This window comes from Streptomyces sp. RPA4-2, from assembly GCF_012273515.2.
Taxonomy (GTDB): domain Bacteria; phylum Actinomycetota; class Actinomycetes; order Streptomycetales; family Streptomycetaceae; genus Streptomyces; species Streptomyces kaempferi.
Genome location: NZ_CP050975.2, coordinates 9,820,034 through 9,840,091 on the forward strand (window position 1 = coordinate 9,820,034; position 20,058 = coordinate 9,840,091).

Below are 20,058 nucleotides of genomic sequence, written 5' to 3' on the forward strand. Positions count from 1 at the left end.
GAAGGGTGGCGGCTCGTTGCTTCAGTCTGTACAACGTTGGAAGGAACGGGAGTTGGCATCACAGCACGGGTCCCGGCCTCTGTCCAGGGTCATGACAAACGGCCTGGTGGCAGAGGCGCACATCGATGGAGAGGAGATCCCTTGCGGGTCAGCCTGAAGGACGTCGCGGAGCGCGCCGGCGTCTCGATCAAGACGGTTTCGAACGTCGTGAACAACTATCCGCACGTCACCCCGGCCATGCGGGCCCGGGTCCAGGAGGCCATCGACGAGCTGGGCTACCGGCCGAACCTCACGGCGCGCCATCTGCGCAAGGGCCGCACGGGCATCATCGCGCTCGCCATCCCCGAGCTGGGCAACCCCTACTTCGCCGAGCTGGCCGGAGCCGTCGTCGACGCCGCCGCCGAGCACGAGTTCACCGTGCTTCTCGACCACACGCGGGGCGACCGGGAGCAGGAGGTACTGGTCAGCCAGGGGTTCCGGGCGAATGTGATCGACGGTCTGATCCTCAGCCCGCTGGAGCTGGAGGCCGAGGATCTGCGCTCCCGCGCCGACGACGTGCCGCTCGTGCTGCTCGGCGAGCGCGAGTACGAACTGCCCTACGACCACATCGCGATCGACAACGTGGCGGCCGCGCGCAGCGCGGTACGCCATCTGCTGAGCCGCGGACGCTCACGGATCGCCTATCTGGGGGCCCGTACGGATTCGGCCAACCGGCCGGCTCATCTGCGACTGGCGGGCTGGCGCGAGGAGCTGACGGAGGCCGGGGTGCCCGCGCCCGACGACCTGGTGGTGCCGGTCGGCGGCTGGGACCGGGACGAGGGCGCGCGGGGGATGGCCCGGCTGCTGGATTCCGGGGTGCGTCCGGACGCCGTTTTCGCGTACAACGACCTGGTCGCGATCGGTGCGATGCGGGTGCTGCACGAGCGCGGTCTGCGGGTGCCGTGGGACGTGGCGGTGGTCGGTTTCGACGACATCGAGGAGGGGCGGTTCGGTGCCGTCACACTGACGACGATCTCGCCGGACAAGCAGGCCATCGCCCGGATGGCGGTGGCCTCCCTGCTGCGCAGCCTGTCGGGCCGTACCGAGCCCGGGGGACGTGAACTGACCGCGGATTTCCGGCTCGTGGAGCGCGAGAGCACCCTGGGGCGGCGCTGACGGGATTTCGGACCGAAGGCTTTACAGCCTCCTTCCAACGATGTAAAAACCTCCCCGGAACGACGTGTACACCGAGTTGACCGCAAGAGCCGATCATCCCCGGGAGCGCTCTCAGCGCCGGGGCCGCGCCGTTTGGGGACTCCATGAAGCCGATCGCACCTCGTCACCGCACCTCCGCCAGGACCCTCCTCGCCACCGGCCTCGTCACGAGCCTCGCGCTCGTCTCCGGATGCGCGAAGTCGGAGGACGACTCCGCAGGCAAGGACAAGAGCTCCACCAGCCAGGGCGACTCGGGCCAGGTCGTCGCCTCGCCGTCCACCGGTTCCGGCCCGACCTGCGCCATAGACGCCTACGGCGCACCGAAGACCGACCTGAAGACGGCCACCGTGGGCTTCTCCCAGTCCGAGAAGGAGGCCAACCCCTTCCGGATCGCCGAGACGGCGTCGATCAAGGCCGAGGCGAAGCAGCGGGGCGTGAAGCTGCTGACGGCCAACGCCCAGTCGCAGTTCTCCAAGCAGATCAGCGACGTCCAGGACCTCATCGCCAAGGGCGCCGACCTCCTGGTGATCGCACCGCTCAACTCGGACGGCTGGGAGCCGGTCCTGCGCTCGGCCTCCGCCAAGCACATCCCGATCATCACCATCGACCGAAAGATCAACGCCGCCGCCTGCAAGGATTACGTGAGCTTCATCGGCTCCGACTTCGTGGAGCAGGGCAAACGGGCCGCGGACCGGATGATCGAGGCGACCGGCGGCAAGGGTGAGATCGCCATCCTGCTGGGCGCCGCGGGCAACAACGTGACGACCGAGCGCACCAAGGGCTTCGAGGAGCGCGTCAAGGAGAAGGCGCCCGGCCTCAAGATCGTCTTCAAGCAGACCGGCGAATTCGCCCGGGAGAAGGGCCAGTCGGTCACCGAGAACCTCATCCAGTCCAAGCCCGGCATCACCGGGATCTACGCCGAGAACGACGAGATGGGACTCGGGGCGGTCAACGCCCTCAAGGGGGCCGGCAAGCAGCCGGGCGCGGTGAAGATCGTGACGATCGACGGCACCCGCAACGCTGTCCAGGGCATCGTCGACGGCTGGATCGACGGCGTCGTCGAGTCCAACCCCCGCTTCGGACCGCTCGCCTTCCAGACCCTGGACACCTTCACCAAGGGGGAGAAGGTCGCCCAGGACATCGTCATCCAGGACAGCGAGTACACCACGGCCAACGCCAAGTCGGACCTGGGCAAGGCCTACTGACATGTTGTCGGTCACCGGTCTGTCGAAGACCTTCCCCGGCGTGAAGGCCCTCTCCCAGGTGGACTTCAGGGCCCGCGCCGGGGAGGTGCACGCACTCATCGGCGAGAACGGCGCGGGCAAGTCGACCCTCATCAAGGTCCTCACCGGGGTCTACCAGCCCGACGAGGGAGAAGTGACGTACAACGGCGCCCCGGTCCGCTTCGCCACCCCGCTGCACGCGCAGCACGCGGGAATCTCCACCATCTACCAGGAGGTCAACCTCGTCCCGCTGATGACCGTGGCCCGCAACCTCTTCCTCGGCCGCGAGCCCCGCAACCGGCTGGGCCTGATCGACTTCCGGCGCATGCACCGGGACGCGGACGAGGCACTGCGCGAGCTCGGGCTGCGTGTCGACGTACGCCGTCCCTTGCGTGAACTGGGCGTCGGCGCACAGCAGATGGTGGCCCTCGCCCGCGCCGTCTCCGTCGACGCCCGCGTGGTCGTCATGGACGAACCGACCTCCTCACTCGAACCGCGCGAGGTCCGGACCCTGTTCGGGGTGATCCGGATGCTGCGCGAGCGGGGCATCGCGGTGATCTACGTCAGTCACCGGCTCGACGAGCTGTACGAGATCTGCGACGCGGTCACCGTGCTGCGCGACGGCGAGGTCGTGCACACCGGCCGCATCGCCGAGCTCGACCGGCTGAGGCTCGTGGCGCTGATGCTGGGACGGGAGATCACGGACGTACGCGAGGACGGCCTCACCAAGTTCGCGGGCAGCCATGAAACCGCGACCGAACCCGTCCTGGAGGCAACACAACTGACTGTGCGTCACAAACTGGACGGGGTGTCGGTCTCGGTACGTCCCGGCGAGGTGGTGGGGCTCGGCGGCCTGCTCGGGTCGGGCCGTACCGAGACCGCCAAGGCCATCGCGGGCGCACTGCCCACCGACTCCGGGCGGGTCGTGGTGGCGGGCGTGCGCGTACGCACCGGCTCGACCCCCGCCGCGATCCGCGCGGGCATCAGCCTGCTCCCCGAGGACCGCAAGGCCGAAGGCATCGTGTCGGGCCTCTCGGTCCGCGAGAACATCGCGCTCGCCGCGCTGCCGGGCCTCTCACGCTTCGGCCTGGTCGACGAGGCACGCATCGACCGGATCGTCGAGACCTTCATGAAGCGGCTGCGCATCAAGGCGGCCGGCCCCCACCAGAAGGTGGGCGAACTGTCCGGCGGCAACCAGCAGAAGGTCCTGCTGGCCCGCTGGCTGGCCATGCAGCCCAAGGTCCTGCTCCTCGACGAGCCGACCCGGGGCATCGACGTCGGAGCCAAGGCGGAGGTGCAGAAACTGATCGACGAACTGGCCGACGACGGACTCGGCGTCCTCCTCATCTCCTCGGACCCGGAGGAACTGATCGAAGGCAGCGACCGGGTGATCGTCCTCAAGGACGGCGCGGTCGTCGAGGAACTGACCGGCGACGCCGTCACCGAGGACCGGCTGATGCGCGCCATAGCCGCCGCACCCGCGGACACGGGTACCGGCACCGGCCCGGGAGGCCACGATGACTGACCTGACCCTGGGCCGGGTGACCGCGGACCGCGACCGACTGCTGCGCCTGCTCCAGGAGTACGGCGTCTACCTCGGCGTCGTGGTCCTCTTCCTGGCCAACACCGTCCTCACCCCCCACTTCCTGTCCACCGAGAACTTCCGCACCCAGGCCGTCCAGGTCGCCCCCGTCCTGATCGTGGCGCTCGGCATGGCGCTGGCGATCGGCAGTGAGGGCGTGGACCTGGCGGTCGGCTCGGTCATGGCCCTGTCCACCTCGCTCCTGTCCCTCTACCTCGGCTACGGGCCCTGGATCGCCATCCTGATCGCCCTCGTGGGCGGTGCCGTGATCGGTGTCGCGAACGGCTCGCTCATCGCCTTCGTCGGCGTCCAGCCGATCGTCGCGACGCTCGCTCTGATGGTCGCCGGGCGCGGCCTTGCCCTGGTACTCCTTCCTCAGCTAAAGGACGTCCACGACCCGGCGATGGCGTCACTCGGCTCGGGCGATGTCCTGGGCGTCCCGTATCTCGTGCTGATCGCCGCCGCCCTGGCGCTGCTCGTCGCCTTCGTCGTGCGCCGCACCACCTTCGGCCGGCAACTCCTCGCCATCGGGGACAGCCGCGCGGCCGCGCGGCTCGCCGGACTGCCGGTGCGCCGCGTGCTGATCCTGGTGTACGTCTGCTCCGGCGTCCTCGCCGCGATCGCGGGCGTGCTGGCCACCGCCCGCCTGACCGCGAGCGACCCGACCTCGCTCGGCAACCTGATGGAACTCTCCGCGATCACCGCGGTCGTGGTCGGCGGCACCCCGTTGAGCGGAGGCCGCGTCCGCATCGGCGGCACGGTCGCGGGCGCCGTCCTGATCCAGTTGCTCACCACCACGCTGATCAAGCACGATCTGCCGCCGTCGTGGACCCAGATCGCCCAGGCCGTGGTGATCGTCCTCGCCGTCTACGCGGCACGGGAACGAGGAAAGCGATGACGACCGACGTGGACACTCCGGTGAGCGCCAAGAGCACGGCCGAGGACGATCCGCCCGGCGCCACCCGCTCCGAGCGGCTCAGCGCGCTGGCCCAGCAGCACGGCGCCCTGGTCACCCTCGTCGTCGCGATGATCGCGGCGTCGCTCAGCTTCGACACCTTCCTGACCGGCGACAACCTGGAGAACATGGCGCTCTCCTCGGCGTTCCTCGCGGTGGTCGCGCTCGGTATGACCTTCGTCATCGTCACCGGCGGCATCGACCTGTCGGTGGGCTCGCTCTTCGCCCTCGGCGGGGTGCTGGCAGCCTGGGGATCGCAGTACGGAACGGCGGTGGCGCTGTTGCTCCCGCTCGCCGTGTGCGGACTGATCGGGCTGGTCAACGGCCTGCTGATAGCCCGCTCGCGACTGGCTCCGTTCATCGTCACGCTGGCGGCGATGCTGGGGGCCAGGGGCATCCTGCTCTCCGTCACCGACGAGGGCTCGACGACGTATCTCGTGGACAAGGACTCGTTCTTCGCGAAGCTCGGCCAGGACACGTTGCTCGGTATCGGCATCCCCGTGTGGATCACCGTCGCACTGTTCGTGCTCGGCGCGGTCGTGCTCCGGCGTACCCGCTTCGGCCAGTACGTCTACGCGGTCGGAGGTAACGAGGACGCGGCGGCGCTGATGGGCGCCCCCGTGGCCCGTACGAAGATCTCCGTCTACACGCTCTCCGGGCTCTGCGCGGGGCTCGCCGGGGCACTCAACGCGGCCTGGCTGGTGTCGGGCGTGACGATCCTCGGCTCCGGCATGGAACTGGAGGCGATCTCCGCGGTGGTGATCGGCGGCACGCTGCTCACCGGAGGGTTCGGCTTCATCAGCGGTTCGCTGGTGGGTGTTCTGCTGCTGAAGGTCATCCAGAACGTCATCAACCAGATCGGTTCACTGGACTCGGCGTACCAACAGGTCGTCAGCGGCGCCTTCTTGGCCGTGGTGGTCATCGCGCAGACGTGGCTGGGACGTAGACGACGAGTGTTGTGAGGGCCCCGGTTCGGGTGCCGGTTCTCGCGGACCGGATGGGAGTGTGAGGTTCCGTCGTGGTGGCTCGCGCTGGGCCAGCGGCTCGGCGCGTTGTGGGCCAGCGGGGTTCGAGGCGTGGCGACGCCGGTCTTCGACAGGGGACCCGGGAGGTTGTTCCTGCCGTGACGTCCGGTGCGTGTCCGGCCGACGGCGAGCGCGGCCGCCGCGACGCAGACGACTCCGAGGACGGTGAACACCGTGTGGTAACCGGCCAGTGTGGGCTGTCCGGTGCGGTGGTCGAGGCGGGTGGAGAGGACCAATGAGGTGACGGCCCCCGAGAGGCTGCCGCCCACGGTGCGCATCAGCCCGTTGATGGGGTGAGCGTCACGAGGACGGCACGACGATTGTCCGGGTCGGGCTCCTTGACGACGTAGCCGGCCTTGACGAGTGCGGTGACAAGCTGAGTGGCGCCGGCGCTGGTCGTTTCCGTCCTGTCGGCGAGTCGGCGAACCGAGAGCGGGCCCTGTTCCGCGAGGACGCGCAGAGCGCGGGCGTGCGTGAGCGACAGGGCTCCCTGATGACGCGTGGCGCGTCCGCGAAGTCGCGCGTCGGCGGCGCTGGGGCTGTAGGCGGCCCTGGCGAGTTCCGTCAGCGCCGCGCCGCGCTCGGTGCCCGGGGCGGGCGGACGCTCTGCGCCGACTGCGGGAGTCGTCGTCGTGAATGCTTTCTCTCCGCTTCGGGGCGGGGTCGACAAGCTATCGCAAAGTACTTACAGCCCGGGATGAGTACATGCGGTCGTGTACGTGGGCCCTGGACGCAACCAGTCCGTTCTGGTGGGGACTTCGTGCGAGGTCCACGGCTCGCTCGCGGAGATCGACAGGTCACACCATCCGTACGGCGACACCGGCCGCGGCCAGCGCCTCGGTCTCGTCGTCGGGGGCGGACCGGTCCGTCACGACGGCGTGCAGGGCGGAGGCCGGGGTGACGAAAGCGAGAGCGGTGCGGGAGAGTTTGGCGGCCTCGGTGACGGCGATGACACGACGGGCCGAGGCGATCGCGGCGCGCTTGATCGCGGCGTCGGCGAGGTCGTAGGCGGTGAGGCCGTCCGCGACGGTCAGGCCGCAGCACCCGATGACCGCGGTGTCGAAACGCAGGGCGGCCAGCGACGCCTCGGTCAGCGGGCCGGTCAGTGCCAGTTCACCGACACGTGGTTCCCCGCCGGGCAGCAGGAGTTTCAACTGGGGGGCGCCGGTCAGCGCGTTGGCCGCGTGCAGCGACAGCGGCACGACGGTCAGCCGGCGTTGATGGAGGGCGCGGGCGACTTCCAGACAGGTGGTGCCGCTGTCGACGACGACCGACTCGCCGTCCGCGATCAGCGCGGCGACCTCGACGGCGAGCCGCCGCTTGACCTCCAGGCCGTCCTGGGCCCGGAGGGCGAACGGCGGCTCCTCGCCGCGCAGGAGCAGGCTTCGGGCCCCGCCGCGGTATCGCTCCAGGACCCCCTGATCGGCCAGGACCTCCAGGTCGCGGCGGATGGTCATCTCCGAGGCGCCCGTGAGCTCGGCCAGTTCCGCGACGCTCAGGCGACCGGTCTCCCTCACGGCATCGGCGATCTTCTTCAGCCGCTCTGCGCTCATCATGCCTCCATAAGACCACCTCCGGCGATCGCAACGCAACCTTTCGAACATCGAGGTTGTTCGTTATGTTCGTTCGCATGAACAAAACCCTGAAGGCCGGCCGACTGGCCACGTTCGCCTTCTTCGCCATCGTCGGCTTCGACATGGGGATGTGGATCGTCCACATCCCCGCCATCGAGCAGCGCGTCGGCATCAGCCACGCGGTGCTCGGCTGGCTCCTGCTGCTGCTCGGCGCCGGCGCCTTCACGGGCATGCAGCTCATCGGCCCGCTCACCGACCGCTTCGGTGCCCGCACGGTCGTCCCTGCGAGCGCCGTGCTGTGCAGCGCGGCCCTGGTTCTGCCGGGCTTGGCCACCGACGTCTGGACACTGGGCGCGGCACTCGCGGTGTTCGGCTTCTCCAGCGGCTGTCTGGACGTGAGCATCAACACCCACGCCGTGCAGGTCGAGCGCGGCTACCAGCGACCCGTCATGTCCGCCTTCCACGCCCTCTTCTCCATCGGCGGTGTGGCTGCCTCGCTGGTCGGCGCCCTCACCCTGACCCGAGGCTGGAGCCCGGCCACCACCCTGGGTGCCATGGCACTGCTCAGCCTGGGCGCCACCGCCCTCGCCGCGCCCGCCCTGCTTCGCCAGGACCATGCCCGTGACCTCGCCGCCGCCGTCGCCGCGCCCCAGGCCGTCAAAGCCCGGCGCAGGACGCCCCCACGCATCTGGATACTCGCCGCGCTCGCCTTCGCACTCATGCTCTGTGAGGGCGTCGCCAACGACTGGAGCGCGCTGCACCTCAAGGACGTGCTCGACGCGCCCGCCTCGACCGCCGCCCTGGCCTACGGCGCCTACGCCACCGCCATGACCACCGGCCGACTCCTCGCCGACCGGGTGGCCGCACGCCTGGGCACGGTCGCCGTACTGCGCTACGGATCGGCCCTCGCCGCACTCGGCATGACCCTGGCGGCACTCGCGCCCAACGTCCCCATGGCCCTGGCCGGCTGGACCGTCTTCGGCGCCGGTCTGTCCGGCTGCATCCCCCAGCTCTTCAGCGCCGCCGGCCATACCGACCCTGCCGCAGCCGGAGCCAACGTCTCCCGGGTGTCCGGCCTCGGATACCTCGGCATGCTCGCCGGACCCGCGGTGATCGGGCCGCTGACCGAGGTCGTCCCGCTCAATCTCACCTTCTTCCTGCCGGTGGCCTTCTGTGTCACGGCCAGTGTCACCGCCCGCATCCTCAAGACCGCGCCTGTGACAATTGCGGAGGGCGGGACCAGGGAGGCTGACCGGGCGACCGCACGCTAGCGGGTTCGGCGGCGATCCTCCTTGCTCCTCCGGGGCGGTTGTACGTGCTCCGCCGAGCAGGAGAGAAGGTGAGTAGGCCAACTCCGCCAGCTGGGAAGGCGGGTAGAGGCGGCCGGAGCCGAGCCCGGCCAAGTGCACCCTCGTGATCGATACTGTTGGTCAGGTCGACCAGGACCGGTGGCCAAGGCCGCCAAGGACGTCTTCGAGTCCGGAGCCTTCGAGCCCAGAGCCAAGGCCATGAAAGAGGGCCGCAACCCGCGGTGGCGCTTCGGCCATGACCGGCCGGCGGAACCGCGGGCTCTGATCGAGGGCGGTCGCTCCGCTCTTCCGGTTGAATGCTTCTGTGGCACAGGACTTGGACTTCGACGAGGACGACCTGCGGACGCTGGCCGGGCCACGTTCCTTCGAGCGGGGCCGAGCCTATCTGGCCGCGGTGACCGCCGTGGAGGTCGGCGACGGCTGGATCACGGCCACCGTCCAGGGGACGGACGCCTACCAGGTGGAGCTGACCCTGGACGAGCCCGATGGCCTTGCCGGGGAGTGCGCATGCCCGTACGGCATGGAGGGCAACTTCTGTAAGCACCTGGTCGCCCTGGGCCTGGCCGTACTCGCCGAGCCGGAGGCGGTGCCGAGGAAGCGCGGACAGGCAAGGACTCGTGCCCAGGAGTTGGACGCGTGGCTGGGTGCGCTCCCCAAGAACGTGCTGCTCGCCCTGGTGAGGGAACAGGTCGCGCAGGACCGGAAGTTGGCGCGTCGACTGGAGCTGCGGGCGGCGAGCGCCAGCGGAGACCTGGTCGAGGTCCGCGCCTGGATCCGTGAACTCCTCGACACCGCCCCCTTCGCACGGTACGGCTACGTGGAGTACACCGATGCCCGTGCCTACGGCGAACAGGCCTCTCAGGCGGCGTCCGCGATCGCCGCGCTGACCGCCGCCGGGCGGCCCGCGGACGCGATCTCCCTGTCCCGGGAGGCGATGCGCCTGCTGAGCGAGGCGCAGGAGACCATCGACGACTCCGACGGTCACCTGGGCCGAATCGGGGCCGCGCTCGCCGAGGCCCACCACGACGCTTGCCGCGCGGCAAGCCCCGACTCGGACGAGACCGCGCGGTGGCTGGTCGGCCATCTGCTCAGTGACCTGGACGATCTCACCGGCATCGGTCCCCTCGACTACGAGGAAGTCCTCGGCGCACAAGGGATGCACCGGGTAGGGGAGTTGGCCGCTGCGGCATGGCGCCGCAACCGCACCGGCCGGGCTGAGAAGTACCTCATGGAACGGCTGGCCAGGGCGGAAGGAGACGTGGACGGCTGGGTAGCGGTGCACGCGGCCGACCCCGCCCCGGACGGCAGTACCCACCTGACCGTCGCCCGCGAACTGGACACCGCCGGCCGTCCGGAGGAGGCCCTGCGGTGGGCGGAACGCGGCATTGCGGAAACGCACGAGGACGTCACCCCCGACGTCGCCCTGATCGACTACCTTTGCGACCGCTACACCCGCGCCGACCGGCTGCTCGACGCCGTCGCCCTGCGCCGCGTCCAGTTCGCCACCAGCCGCTCCCTGGTCACGTACCAGCAGTTGCGCACGGCGGCACAGGCGACGGGCTGCTGGCAAGCAGAGCGGGAAGGGGCGCTCGTGCTGCTGCGCGCCGACGCCGGGCAGCGACAGCCGTCCTGGTACGGCGGACCGGTCCTGGTCGATGCCCTGCTCGACGACGGGGACATCGACGCTGCCTGGCAGGCCGCGGCCGAAACGCGTGCGCACGACCGTCAGTGGCGCGCCCTCGCCGACCAGGCCCGTTCCGTCCGTTCTGCCGACGCGCTCGAGGTCTACCTACGGTTGATCGAACCGCTCATGAACCAGACGGGCAACGCCGTCTACGAGCGACTGGCCGGCCTGTTGCTGAGCGTGCGCGACTGCCATCACCACCTGGGCACCGAAGACGAGTTCACCGCGTACCTCGCCGCTCTGCGTGCCGACCAGAAACGCAAGCGGAACCTGATGCGCCTCCTCGACCAGAACGGTCTGTGACAAGTCCTCGCCGACCTCGCCAGTTTGACCGGAACGTGGATCACGTTCTCATCGGAGCGCGTCGGAGCAGGGCCCGTTGCGAGAGTCGATCGAGGTCACGCGCTGGTCGCGGCCGTCAACGAGTGGATATGACTGGCCCCGCGACGCATCCGGTCGCTAGCCTCGGCCCCCATGAACCAGCGGCGGCACAAGAAGCTCTCCCGACGTCTCTTCGAAGCCATTCCGAGGGATGACACTGCCGTCGTGAAGGCGCTTCTGCGGGCTGGACTCGACCCGGACCGAGCGGACAGTGAGGGCACCACCCCTCTGTATGAGGCATCCGTGAACGGGAAGACCGAGATCGTCCGTCTGCTTCTGGCGGCTGGGGCTTCTCCGAACGCCGAGAGCAGCGGACTCGGCGCGGAGGGGACGCCCTTGTGCGCGGCCGCCTGCTGGGGGCACACCGAAACAGTGCGCGAACTGTTGGCGCACGGCGCTGATGCGAACCTTCACGAGGATCACGGCACGGGCTGGTCCCCCCTGAAGTGGGCGATCCGCGGCCCCCATCCCGAAACTGCCGATCTCCTCATCGCAGCGGGAGCTACCCCTGGGGGAACTCCGTAGCATCGCCGTTCGCCATCCGGGCTCCCACCGCCGCGATGGATCTCCCCACGAGTCACTTTCACAACAGGCCCCAGGAGGACTCCCTTACGTCGAGTGATCTCGTCTGGTGGGCATCCGCGTGAGGCCGGAGGGAAGTGGAGCGGCTCCGGGGTGAGCTGACGGAGTTCGTTGCCCATGCGTTCGGGTCGTTGCCGAGGCGGGACCAGCGCCGGCGTGGCCACGCCGCTGGCTGGCTGACGCACCGTTCGTCGGCTTGTCCGGCAGCAATGGCCCGAACGGGTGGTGCTGCGTGGACGCGCCGCGGGGGACGGCCGCGGCGGATCGATTCGCCTCGGGGCGGTGCTCCTAGGGTCGGGCCCGCAGCATCCTTTGATCATCTTCGGAAGGGACCCACCCCACCATGAAAATCCGCAACACCGTCGCCGCCGCCTTCGGTGCCTTCGCCCTGGTCCTCGCGCTGCCGGGCTCCGCCCTGTCGGCCACGGGAGACTTCACCTACAAGTACGTCACCGGCCTCGGGCACGAGGAGCGCGTGACCCTGCACGACCCGCACAGCGGCAAGTGCATCAATCTCTACGCGGTCGGCGAGGACGACGTGCCCGCGGGCTACGGTCCGCACAACCAGACCGACACCCCCGTGACCGTCTACCGCGGTTCGAGCTGCACGGGTGACCAGTGGCGGCTCCGCGCGCACGGCAACCCGGCCACCGACCAGCTCGAAGTGCGCTCGGTGCGCTTCGACGCCCCGAACAGCTAGCCAATCCGGCCGGAGGCCGCCTGGTCCGCCGCCGGCAATTTCGTCGAGGCGGCGCATCCGGCCGGCGACTTGGTTGCGCGGGCGGAGCGTGGTGGCCAGGACTCTGTCGGGAGTGGTCGTCTTGTCCGGGCCCCCTGCTTCGCGAGCACGGATGCGCTCACCTCTGCGTTGCTGAAGCCCTGCTTGCTCAAGGTGCTCCGCGCCCGAACCTGGTCCTGGGTGTGAGGAAGAGACTTGCCCTCAACTCGACGGCCGTGACGGCGCTGTGCGCATACCGGTGAAGGAATCCAGCACGTCGTTCATGCCGGTTCCCTCCGTAACTCCTTCGGCCTGAGCAGTTGGCGGCGCCCGCGGCCGGTCTCAACGCCAGCCGCGTCCCGAGACACCGCGCATGTCCCATACCGACGGGGAGCTCAGGGTGGTGAGCGGTGACGCGTGGCCGTCCAGCACACCGGTGGAGCGCATCACGAGCTTGGGCAGGTGGATGTCCTGGCTCAACCGCCCGGTCGGTTCTGTCAGCGAGAGGCCGAGTGACTCGATCCCGTGTATGCGGGACGGGGGCAGATCGCGCACCCACATGGTCACCACCTTCCCCGGCACCGTGGCCAGAGCCGCCTCGATCAGGTCGCACCAGATGTCGTCGTCCACAGCCTCGCACTCCACGATCGTGGTCGGGGTGGGGCCGTCATCGGTGTCCACTGAAGTGCGATGCGCGATCAGGTATCCGACCGTCCCGTTCGAATCCGCCACGAGGTGGAAGTACCGAGCCAGCGGGTTCGCGGCTCGACAGCCGAAGTACTCCTCGTCACGGACCACCCGAACACTGCCGCGGGTGGCAAGCTTGGAGGCCAGCTTCGGCAACTCGGGCGAGCTGGTCGCGAGGGGCCTGATGACCGCTCCCGACCGGGAACCTCGAACGGCCTCCAGGTCTTCCCACGCAACCTGGGGCTTCGCAGGCGCCCCGCGCTCGGCGCCGGCGACCGGCCAGGGTCCGACCGCCGTCCAGCCGTTCATCAGCATGGCCGGTCCGGCCGGCTGGTCGCCGAAGTCGAGCAGCCACGGCACCCCGTCGGCGTGCAGTCGGTCGATGAGCCACTCCAGCATGAGCCCGAACAGCGGTCCACCCCGGTGGGCGGGGGCCACCACCGTGTCGGCAAGACACGGCAACATCACCTTGCCGTGGCCGTCGACCTCCCAGGACGATCCGAAGACTCCGAGCATGCCTACGAGTTCGCTCTCTTCCCATGCCAAGGTGACGTAACGGTCACCCAGGTACGGGTTGTGGGCGAACTTCCAGTCGAGATACGAGGAGTTTCCCTGGGGGCCGCCCTGCCAGAGCATCTCCTGGAACTGGACAACGGCTTGCCGGTCATGCGGCGTGTATCTCGTGATCCGGTAGTCGCTCATGCCCGATCCGCCTCCATGGAGATTCCGCTCCCGCTGTTCTGGCGCCGCTTCTCGATCACGAATTCGCTGATGCTGCGGACTGACTGGAAACGGTCCAAGGACAGGTCGTGTGCAGTGACCTCGATCTCGAACTCTTCCTCCAGGACAACGAACAGTCGAATGAATCCGGCGGAATCGATTTTACCGGACTCAACGAGGTTCGTATCGGCTGTCACTCCCTCCAGGAACAGTTTGTCCCGCAGGTTTTCCAGTATGATGCGGCTGACCTCTTCCTGCTCGGAATATCTGTTCATTTCTCACCCAATCCTCTCGTTGAGAAAAGCCTGCCGGACTGCGAGATGGTCGATCTTTCCGTTGGCGTTCAACGGCAGGGATTCATAGGCACGCCATTGCGAGGGAAGCATGTACTGCGGCAGTTTCGCCGCCAGGGCGGTTCGTAGCTGTGCGGGGGTGGGCCCGGAGCCGGGCAGTGGGACATAGGCCGCACAGATCCGGTTTCCCTCGGCGCCGGGGGCCGGGACGCTGACTACGGCGATGTCCTTCAGCCCGGGCAGGTCCCGCAGCGCGGCCGCGACCTCGTCCAACTCGATACGGTGACCGCTCGACTTGATCTGACGGTCCGCACGCCCGTGGAAGTGGAACACTCCCTGGCCGTCCTCCCTGGCCAGGTCGCCGGTCCGGTACCAGCGCGTGCCTGACCCGGGCGGCCACTCGACGAAGGACTTTTCCGTCAGCGCCGGGTCACGCCAGTAGCCGGGTGTGAGTCCGGCGCCGGAAATATGGAGATCGCCGACTGTGCCCGGCCGAGCAGGACGCATGTCGCCGTCCAGCACCTGGAAATACTTGCCGGGTACCGGTCGGCCGATCGGTACGGCCGCTGCGTCCCCGTCGGGAATCGTCGCCAGGGTGTGGCAACTGGACACGATGGTCGTCTCCGTCGGGCCGTACATGTTCGTGAACCGCACGTGGGGCAGGCGCGCCATCCAGTACCTCAGAGCGGGGAGCGAGAGGACGTCCCCGCCCCAGAACACCCTTCGCAGCTCCGGAAAGTCTCCTTGGGCCACCACGTCCAGACCGGCCATCGACGTCATCACCGAAGGCACGGTGAGCCACTGGGTCAACCGCGATTCCCTGATGAACTCCGCGACCGTGCTCGGAAGCAGGTTCCTCCGCCTGGAGAGCAGATGCAGTTCCGCTCCGGCGGACAGCGCTCCGAACACGTCCCAGAGGGAACCGTCGAAGTGCAGTGGCAACTGGCACGAGATCCGGTCGCCGGGCCGCAGTCCGAAATGGCGGTTGGCCCATGCGACGAAGTGACCCACGTTGCTGTGGGTGATGGCTACGCCCTTTGGCCGGCCCGCGGAGCATTGCGACGGCTGCGGCCGGAAGAACGGTCAGTGTGGTCTACGCGAACAGTTCGACGGCGTCGTCCGGCGGTTCCGCACGGCCAGCCAACGGCGGTGGATGCCCGAGGAGTTCGGGGCCTGGCGGACCTTCTGCGACTGCTTTGGGTCGCCGTGACCGGGCGCGTCGATGACCGCGACATCGAAGCCGCAGCCGGTGTTGTCGGGGCGCTCCCGGCGACACGTATGTCAGGCCTCGGTCGTGACGGGAAGGGGGAGTACCCACATCGATACAGCGTGCATGGGTCTCACCGCCTCGGGCGGCGGCACGGTTGACCGTGCAGCCGCGGCGCCGGGTACCGGTGTCGCCGGCGTAGCGGACGGTGCGGCCCTCCCGGTCCTGGCGGGCCGTCGGAGCGCGGCCGGGATCGGTGAGACAGGCCAATAGACCTTCCCCGCCGACCAACAGTCTCAGCGTCGGCGGGGTAAGGCCACAGCCGCTCACGAGTTCAGTGCGTGTCCTTCGATTCCGGCCGTGGGCGCCATGTGCCGTCGAGCGGGATGCCGGCGGCCGCCGCGATCCGGTCGCGTGATTCGAGCAGTCGAGTCCTCAGCGCCGCAAGGTCCACGCCCACCAGGGTGCCGTCGCGTTTGACCACGCGGCCGGCGACGAGGACGGTGTCCACCAGGCCGGGGTGGCCGGCGCTGACGACGGTCGCGGCGGGGTCGGTGACCGGGAACACGGTCAGGTCGTCGGCGCGCAGCAGGATGATGTCGGCGTCCTTGCCGGGCGTGATGCTGCCCGTTCGGGCGTCGAGCCCGCACGACCGGGCGGCGTCGACGGTGGCGAACTCCAGCAGGTCCCGGGAGCGCAGGCCCCCGTCCAGGCCGCGCTGCACGGCGAAGGCGGTTCGCATGGTGGAGAACAGGTCGCCGCCGACCGACGGGACGTCGTCGACGGACAGCGTCGGGCGCAGGCCGGCGGCCAACGCCCGCCCTGTGATCGGCGATCCGAACCCCATCTTCAGCTCGACGTCCGGGCTGATCGACACCGAACTGCCCGCGTCGGCGAGCATCCGCAGCTCTTCGTCGCTGATCCCGTTGGCGTGCACGAACGTGGTGGTGTCCCGCAGCAGACCGTGCGCGCGCAACTCGGCGACCGGGCGCCGCGTCCCGCCGCCGTCGATGTGCAGGCTGGTGCGCAGGCCGAGTTCGGCCGCCAGCTTCAGCTCCCGGGCGACGGTGTCCATGCTGGTGTCCTCGGGCCCGCGCAACCCCAGCGCCATGGTGACAGGACCGTCCCCGGCCAGGTCGGAGCGGACGCGGCGGATCTCGGCGTCGACGGGGTCGGGGGTGCCCCATCCAGCACCGAGGCAGAAGATCGACCGTCCCGGCGCGTCCCGCAGCGCCGCGATGGCGGCGTCCTCGTGGTCGTGGCTCTGAGCGACGTGGTACCAGTCCAGCATCGTGGTCACGCCGGAGTGGAGGGCTTCCAGGCGGCCGAGCAGGGTGCCCGTATGGACGTCCTCGGGCCGGTAATGGGGTTTGACCGTGCCGTGCATGGCCACCGCCCACTCGGGGAACGTCCAGTCCGCGCCGACCCCTCGGAACGCGGTCTGCCAGGTGTGGCGGTGGTTGTCGACGAAGCCGGGCATGACGATCCGGTCGGTCGCGTCGATCACCTCGGCGTCCGGCGCGTCGACGCGCTCGGCCACCTCGACGATCACACCGTCTTCGATCAGCACGTCACCGCGGTGGAGATCGCCGACGGCCGGATCCATGCTGACCACGATGCCGCCAGTGAGCAGGGTCTTCATCGGAAACTCCTTCACAGATGTTTGTTCGGATTGCTCAAGGTCATGTCCGGGCGACCGCTGCGGCTCCGCTCACGGCCGCGGATCAGCCGCGGGCGGTCAGGGCTTTCTGCCGTCGGCAGCCGAGGAGGGGAGAACGCCACCGGCAGGCCGTCCGAGCGTTGTTGGTGCACCGGGCGCGCCGAAGTGTGGTTGGTGTCCGGGGTGCGGTGCACGGTCTCGAGGGTGCTCACGCCTTTCTGACGCAGCCGTGGCATCGGCCGGTGATGAGGGCGGGGAGTCTGTCGTCTCGGCAGGAGTACGACGGTCGGGGCCGCCGCCGCAGCGCGAACGGTCTCACGCGGTCGAAGCTTCGGCGAGCGCCGCGTCCGCCGCGGCGAGCGCGTCGGCGACCAGGTCGGCGGTGTCCTCCGTGCCCGCGGCCAGCCGGACCAGGCCCAACGGAACGGATTCCGCGATCTGTTCCTCGCTGAGCATCCCGCGCCACATGGACGCCGGGTGCACGGCCAGCGATTCCACGCCGCCGAGGCTGGCCGACCTGCGGGGGTAGCGCAGCCGGCCCAGGAAGGTGTCGGCCATGTCGAATCCACCGGCGAACTCGATGCCGAGCACACCGCCGAATCCGTTCATCTGGTCGGCGGCCAGTCTGTGCTGCGGGTGGGCCACCAGACCGGGATAGTGCACCTTCGACACCGCGGGATGCTCGTTCAGCGCCTCCGCGAGCGCCAGGCCGTTGGTGTTGTGCCTCGGCACTCGCAGCGGCAGGGTGCGCATGCCGCGCAGCAGCAGCCACGCGTCGATCGGGCCGAGCGTGGCACCGGTGAGCAGGCCGACGTCCCAGATTCGGTCCAGGATCCTCGCCGGCCCGGCCAGCACTCCCGCGGAGACGTCCGAATGGCCGTTGAGGTACTTGGTCGCGCTGTGCCAGACCAGATCGACGCCGAAGTCCGCCGGTCGCTGGTTCAGCGGGGTGGCGAAGGTGTTGTCCGCCATGGTGAGCACGTTGTGCGCGCGGGCCAGGTCCGCGACGGCGCGCAGGTCGGTGATCCGGAGCAGCGGATTGCTCGGGGATTCCACCAGGATCAGACGGGTCCGCGGGGTCAGTGCCTTCGCGAAGGACTCCGGGTCGGTCTGGTCCACCAGGGTGGTCGACACGCCGAGGCGCGGCAGCAGCTTCAGCAGCACCGATGCCGTACCCCCGTACGTGGACTTCTGCCCGATGACGTGGTCACCAGCGGACACCAGGGCCAGCACGGCCGTGGTGAGCGCGGCCATCCCGGACGCGGTGACCATGGCCGCCTCGGTGCCCTCCAGTTCGGCGACGACGGCCGCGACCTGTGCGTGGTTCGGGTTGCCGAAGCGGGTGTAGAAGTCCTTGCCCCGAGGGTCGACGGCGACCTGCGCGAACGCCTCGCCGTCCTCGGCCCAGAACGTCGCCGTCTGGTAGATGGGTGGCGCCACGGCGCGGCTGGGATGGACTTCGCGATCGGCGTGAACGGTGATGGTGCTCTTGCCCGGCATGGCTGCCCTCCGTGGACCGTCGGGTGCGACTCCGAGAAGCGTGGCCGAGCGATGCCCCGATGAGGCCGGATCTCGGCAACTTTGGCAGTAAATTGCGCTCGCAACAGGCGCGCGATTGTGGTACACGAGCCGCGAGAGCAATAATCTGCCGCCATGGACGAAGTGGACCGGTCGATTCTGTCCGTGCTCGAACAGCACGGTCGCATCAGCAACAGCGAGCTCGCCGCCCGGGTGGGGCTGTCCCCGTCACCCTGCCTGCGGCGCGTGCGCCAACTGGAGGAAGCCGGGGTCATCCGCGGTTACCGGGCGCTGATCGATCCCGCCGCGATCGGCCGCGGTCTGCGGGTGTTCGCGGGCGTCCGGCTGATGCGGCACACCCGCGCGGACGTGGTCGCGTTCGAGCGTGAGGTCACCCGGCTGCCCGAGGTGGTCGCCTGCCACCACATCACCGGCAACTTCGACTATCTGCTCCAGGTCGAGGTGGCCGACCTGCCCGCCTACGAGGACTTCCACGCCAACCAGTTGGCCGCGCTGCCCGGCGTTGCGACGGTGACGAGCTACGTCAGCATGAAGACTCTCTCCGCCGACACCACATGACGATCCCGCCCTGACCCGGTGGTCCTGCGCACGGATTGCCGCTTGCGCACGGACTGCCGTGTGGCCGCCCGCGCTCCGGCGACCGTCGCGGGAGCGAGGGCGGTGGGGCGGTCAGAGAGTGATGGTGCCGCGGATGCGGACGGTGGCGGTGCCGCTGACCCAGACGGTGCCGTCCATGTCGGCGGTGATCTCGATGCTCGCGGCCCGTCCCAGTCTCGTGCCCTGGGAGACCTGGTACGAGGAGGGCGCGGCGCCGGTGGAGGTGAGCCACTGGCCGACCGCGGCGTTCATGCTGCCGCACGCGGGATCCTCGGGCACCCCGGCCCCGGGGGCGAAGGTGCGCATCTCGAAGTGGTGTCGGGACCCGTGGGGATAGGCCCCGATCGCGCCGACCATCGCGGTCGGGATGAGGGAGAAGTCGGGTTCGAGGGCGAGGACCTCCTCGGCCGTGGGCAGTTGGAGCACGGCCCAGCCGGGACCGTTGTCGACCCACTGGTGGGCCACGACTCGGTCGCGGGTGATGCCGAATGCGGCCACGATCCGGTGCAGACAGTCGTCGTCGAGGGCCCCCTCCCGCACACGGGGCGGGGCGGCAAAGGACAGGTTGTTCTCGCCATGGCGCACGGTGACCAGGCCGGCGGTGCACTCCTGCACGATGTGGTCGGTGTGCCGCGGTGTGCCGCCGCCCTCCAGCCAGGCGCGCGCGGAGCCGAGGGTGGGGTGCCCGGCGAACGGCAACTCACCCTGGGGAGTGAAGATCCGCAGCCGGTAGTCCGCCCCCGGGGCGGTGGGGGGCAGCACGAACGTGGTCTCGGACAGGTTCGTCCAACGCGCCAGACGCTGCATCTCCTCATCGGCCAGGTCCGTCCCGTCCAGGACGACCGCGACCGGGTTGCCGGAATAGGGGCTCGTGGAAAACACGTCGACCTGCACGAACGAGCGTGTGCGTGGCATGGTCATCAAGGGCCTTTCGAGCGACTGCGGCGGATTCCGCGGGTCCCACCCTTCGGGGCGGAAGCAGGTCCATCTCAACGGACGCCGTGCGGCCAGGACAGGGCCGGCTGCGACAAAGTGGATTGATCGACCGGGACTTGAGGAAGGGTCGGAGCACCGTAGCGGGTCAGGGAACGGAACGAGACCTCGACCTCGTTCACCGGGACCAGGAC

Annotated in this window: 19 protein-coding genes and 1 pseudogene; 10 read left to right on the plus strand and 10 right to left on the minus strand. The window is 69.4% G+C overall.

What is annotated here, in order from left to right; genetic code table 11:
- Window positions 1-141 precede the first annotated feature (141 nt).
- The 5 genes from HEP85_RS43395 to HEP85_RS43415 all read left to right on the plus strand — a co-directional run bounded on the left by HEP85_RS43395 (window position 142) and on the right by HEP85_RS43415 (window position 5,916).
- Window positions 142-1,155: a LacI family DNA-binding transcriptional regulator gene (locus tag HEP85_RS43395; RefSeq protein WP_168533071.1), complete on the plus strand. Its 1,014-nt coding sequence runs from the start codon at window positions 142-144 to the stop codon at window positions 1,153-1,155.
- 143 nt (window positions 1,156-1,298) lie between these two features.
- Window positions 1,299-2,399 (plus strand): ABC transporter substrate-binding protein, encoded by a 1,101-nt coding sequence (locus HEP85_RS43400; RefSeq protein ID WP_168533073.1) that lies wholly within the window; start codon window positions 1,299-1,301, stop codon window positions 2,397-2,399.
- A 1-nt stretch (window position 2,400) separates the two neighbouring features.
- A complete protein-coding gene (locus tag HEP85_RS43405) occupies window positions 2,401-3,942 on the plus strand; it encodes a sugar ABC transporter ATP-binding protein (RefSeq protein ID WP_168533075.1) in 1,542 nt (513 codons plus the stop codon).
- The gene (locus tag HEP85_RS43410) at window positions 3,935-4,897 is read left to right on the plus strand and encodes an ABC transporter permease (RefSeq protein ID WP_168533077.1); all 963 of its coding nucleotides are present in this window, start codon (window positions 3,935-3,937) and stop codon (window positions 4,895-4,897) included. The genes HEP85_RS43405 and HEP85_RS43410 overlap by 8 nt, the downstream gene beginning before the upstream one ends.
- On the plus strand, window positions 4,894-5,916 hold the full coding sequence (locus HEP85_RS43415) for an ABC transporter permease (RefSeq protein ID WP_168533079.1): 1,023 nt from the start codon (window positions 4,894-4,896) through the stop codon (window positions 5,914-5,916). Before HEP85_RS43410 ends, HEP85_RS43415 begins: the two co-directional genes overlap by 4 nt.
- A 340-nt stretch (window positions 5,917-6,256) precedes the next feature.
- Here HEP85_RS43415 and HEP85_RS43420 read toward each other — a convergent pair whose 3' ends face one another.
- Window positions 6,257-6,649 (minus strand): MarR family transcriptional regulator, encoded by a 393-nt coding sequence (locus HEP85_RS43420; RefSeq protein WP_168533081.1) that lies wholly within the window; start codon window positions 6,647-6,649, stop codon window positions 6,257-6,259.
- A 127-nt stretch (window positions 6,650-6,776) separates the two neighbouring features.
- A complete protein-coding gene (locus tag HEP85_RS43425) occupies window positions 6,777-7,535 on the minus strand; it encodes a DeoR/GlpR family DNA-binding transcription regulator (RefSeq protein WP_168533083.1) in 759 nt (252 codons plus the stop codon).
- Window positions 7,536-7,609: 74 nt separating this feature from the next.
- Between HEP85_RS43425 and HEP85_RS43430 the strand changes: the two genes are divergently transcribed.
- The 4 genes from HEP85_RS43430 (at window position 7,610) to HEP85_RS43445 (ending at window position 12,210) form a co-directional block, all read left to right on the plus strand.
- On the plus strand, window positions 7,610-8,824 hold the full coding sequence (locus HEP85_RS43430) for an MFS transporter (protein WP_168533085.1): 1,215 nt from the start codon (window positions 7,610-7,612) through the stop codon (window positions 8,822-8,824).
- A 343-nt stretch (window positions 8,825-9,167) separates the two neighbouring features.
- The gene (locus HEP85_RS43435; RefSeq protein ID WP_248002413.1) at window positions 9,168-10,850 is read left to right on the plus strand and encodes an SWIM zinc finger domain-containing protein; all 1,683 of its coding nucleotides are present in this window, start codon (window positions 9,168-9,170) and stop codon (window positions 10,848-10,850) included.
- 171 nt (window positions 10,851-11,021) lie between these two features.
- Window positions 11,022-11,453, plus strand: coding sequence for an ankyrin repeat domain-containing protein (locus HEP85_RS43440; protein ID WP_168533087.1), 432 nt, complete (start codon window positions 11,022-11,024; stop codon window positions 11,451-11,453).
- A 400-nt stretch (window positions 11,454-11,853) separates the two neighbouring features.
- The gene (locus HEP85_RS43445; protein ID WP_168533089.1) at window positions 11,854-12,210 is read left to right on the plus strand and encodes a hypothetical protein; all 357 of its coding nucleotides are present in this window, start codon (window positions 11,854-11,856) and stop codon (window positions 12,208-12,210) included.
- Window positions 12,211-12,570: 360 nt separating this feature from the next.
- Here the strand turns inward: HEP85_RS43445 and HEP85_RS43450 are convergent, their stop codons facing one another.
- The 7 genes and pseudogenes from HEP85_RS43450 to HEP85_RS43480 all read right to left on the minus strand — a co-directional run bounded on the left by HEP85_RS43450 (window position 12,571) and on the right by HEP85_RS43480 (window position 18,295).
- Window positions 12,571-13,617 carry a GNAT family N-acetyltransferase gene (locus tag HEP85_RS43450; protein WP_168533090.1) on the minus strand — a complete coding sequence of 349 codons (1,047 nt, stop codon included), beginning with the start codon at window positions 13,615-13,617 and terminating at the stop codon, window positions 12,571-12,573.
- Window positions 13,614-13,910 (minus strand): acyl carrier protein, encoded by a 297-nt coding sequence (locus HEP85_RS43455; RefSeq protein WP_168533092.1) that lies wholly within the window; start codon window positions 13,908-13,910, stop codon window positions 13,614-13,616. The genes HEP85_RS43450 and HEP85_RS43455 overlap by 4 nt, the downstream gene beginning before the upstream one ends.
- Before the next feature lie 3 nt (window positions 13,911-13,913).
- Window positions 13,914-14,261: a hypothetical protein gene (locus tag HEP85_RS43460; protein ID WP_329528996.1), complete on the minus strand. Its 348-nt coding sequence runs from the start codon at window positions 14,259-14,261 to the stop codon at window positions 13,914-13,916.
- Window positions 14,262-14,375: 114 nt separating this feature from the next.
- Window positions 14,376-14,966, minus strand: a pseudogene (locus tag HEP85_RS43465) (AMP-binding protein); the annotation flags it as partial.
- A 503-nt stretch (window positions 14,967-15,469) separates the two neighbouring features.
- Window positions 15,470-16,777: an amidohydrolase family protein gene (locus HEP85_RS43470; RefSeq protein WP_168533096.1), complete on the minus strand. Its 1,308-nt coding sequence runs from the start codon at window positions 16,775-16,777 to the stop codon at window positions 15,470-15,472.
- Between the two features lie 11 nt (window positions 16,778-16,788).
- Window positions 16,789-17,007 (minus strand): hypothetical protein, encoded by a 219-nt coding sequence (locus HEP85_RS43475; protein ID WP_168533098.1) that lies wholly within the window; start codon window positions 17,005-17,007, stop codon window positions 16,789-16,791.
- A 103-nt stretch (window positions 17,008-17,110) separates the two neighbouring features.
- Window positions 17,111-18,295, minus strand: a complete 1,185-nt coding sequence (locus tag HEP85_RS43480; protein ID WP_168533100.1) for a PLP-dependent aspartate aminotransferase family protein — start codon at window positions 18,293-18,295, stop codon at window positions 17,111-17,113.
- Between the two features lie 153 nt (window positions 18,296-18,448).
- Here HEP85_RS43480 and HEP85_RS43485 point away from each other — a divergent pair, with 153 nt between their 5' ends.
- Window positions 18,449-18,892 (plus strand): Lrp/AsnC family transcriptional regulator, encoded by a 444-nt coding sequence (locus HEP85_RS43485; protein WP_168533102.1) that lies wholly within the window; start codon window positions 18,449-18,451, stop codon window positions 18,890-18,892.
- Between the two features lie 111 nt (window positions 18,893-19,003).
- Here HEP85_RS43485 and HEP85_RS43490 read toward each other — a convergent pair whose 3' ends face one another.
- Window positions 19,004-19,846 (minus strand): PhzF family phenazine biosynthesis protein, encoded by an 843-nt coding sequence (locus tag HEP85_RS43490; protein WP_168533104.1) that lies wholly within the window; start codon window positions 19,844-19,846, stop codon window positions 19,004-19,006.
- Between the last annotated feature and the right edge of the window lie 212 nt (window positions 19,847-20,058).

Bases quoted from the DNA above. Each gene is read 5' to 3' on its own strand.
- HEP85_RS43400 (WP_168533073.1), top strand. From the start codon at position 1,299: ATGAAGCCGATCGCACCTCGTCACCGCACCTCCGCCAGGACCCTCCTC.
- HEP85_RS43405 (WP_168533075.1), top strand. From the start codon at position 2,401: ATGTTGTCGGTCACCGGTCTGTCGAAGACCTTCCCCGGCGTGAAGGCC.
- HEP85_RS43410 (WP_168533077.1), top strand. From the start codon at position 3,935: ATGACTGACCTGACCCTGGGCCGGGTGACCGCGGACCGCGACCGACTG.
- HEP85_RS43415 (WP_168533079.1), top strand. From the start codon at position 4,894: ATGACGACCGACGTGGACACTCCGGTGAGCGCCAAGAGCACGGCCGAG.
- HEP85_RS43425 (WP_168533083.1), bottom strand. From the start codon at position 7,535: ATGATGAGCGCAGAGCGGCTGAAGAAGATCGCCGATGCCGTGAGGGAG.
- HEP85_RS43430 (WP_168533085.1), top strand. From the start codon at position 7,610: ATGAACAAAACCCTGAAGGCCGGCCGACTGGCCACGTTCGCCTTCTTC.
- HEP85_RS43440 (WP_168533087.1), top strand. From the start codon at position 11,022: ATGAACCAGCGGCGGCACAAGAAGCTCTCCCGACGTCTCTTCGAAGCC.
- HEP85_RS43445 (WP_168533089.1), top strand. From the start codon at position 11,854: ATGAAAATCCGCAACACCGTCGCCGCCGCCTTCGGTGCCTTCGCCCTG.
- HEP85_RS43450 (WP_168533090.1), bottom strand. From the start codon at position 13,617: ATGAGCGACTACCGGATCACGAGATACACGCCGCATGACCGGCAAGCC.
- HEP85_RS43455 (WP_168533092.1), bottom strand. From the start codon at position 13,910: ATGAACAGATATTCCGAGCAGGAAGAGGTCAGCCGCATCATACTGGAA.
- HEP85_RS43470 (WP_168533096.1), bottom strand. From the start codon at position 16,777: ATGAAGACCCTGCTCACTGGCGGCATCGTGGTCAGCATGGATCCGGCC.
- HEP85_RS43480 (WP_168533100.1), bottom strand. From the start codon at position 18,295: ATGCCGGGCAAGAGCACCATCACCGTTCACGCCGATCGCGAAGTCCAT.
- HEP85_RS43485 (WP_168533102.1), top strand. From the start codon at position 18,449: ATGGACGAAGTGGACCGGTCGATTCTGTCCGTGCTCGAACAGCACGGT.
- HEP85_RS43490 (WP_168533104.1), bottom strand. From the start codon at position 19,846: ATGCCACGCACACGCTCGTTCGTGCAGGTCGACGTGTTTTCCACGAGC.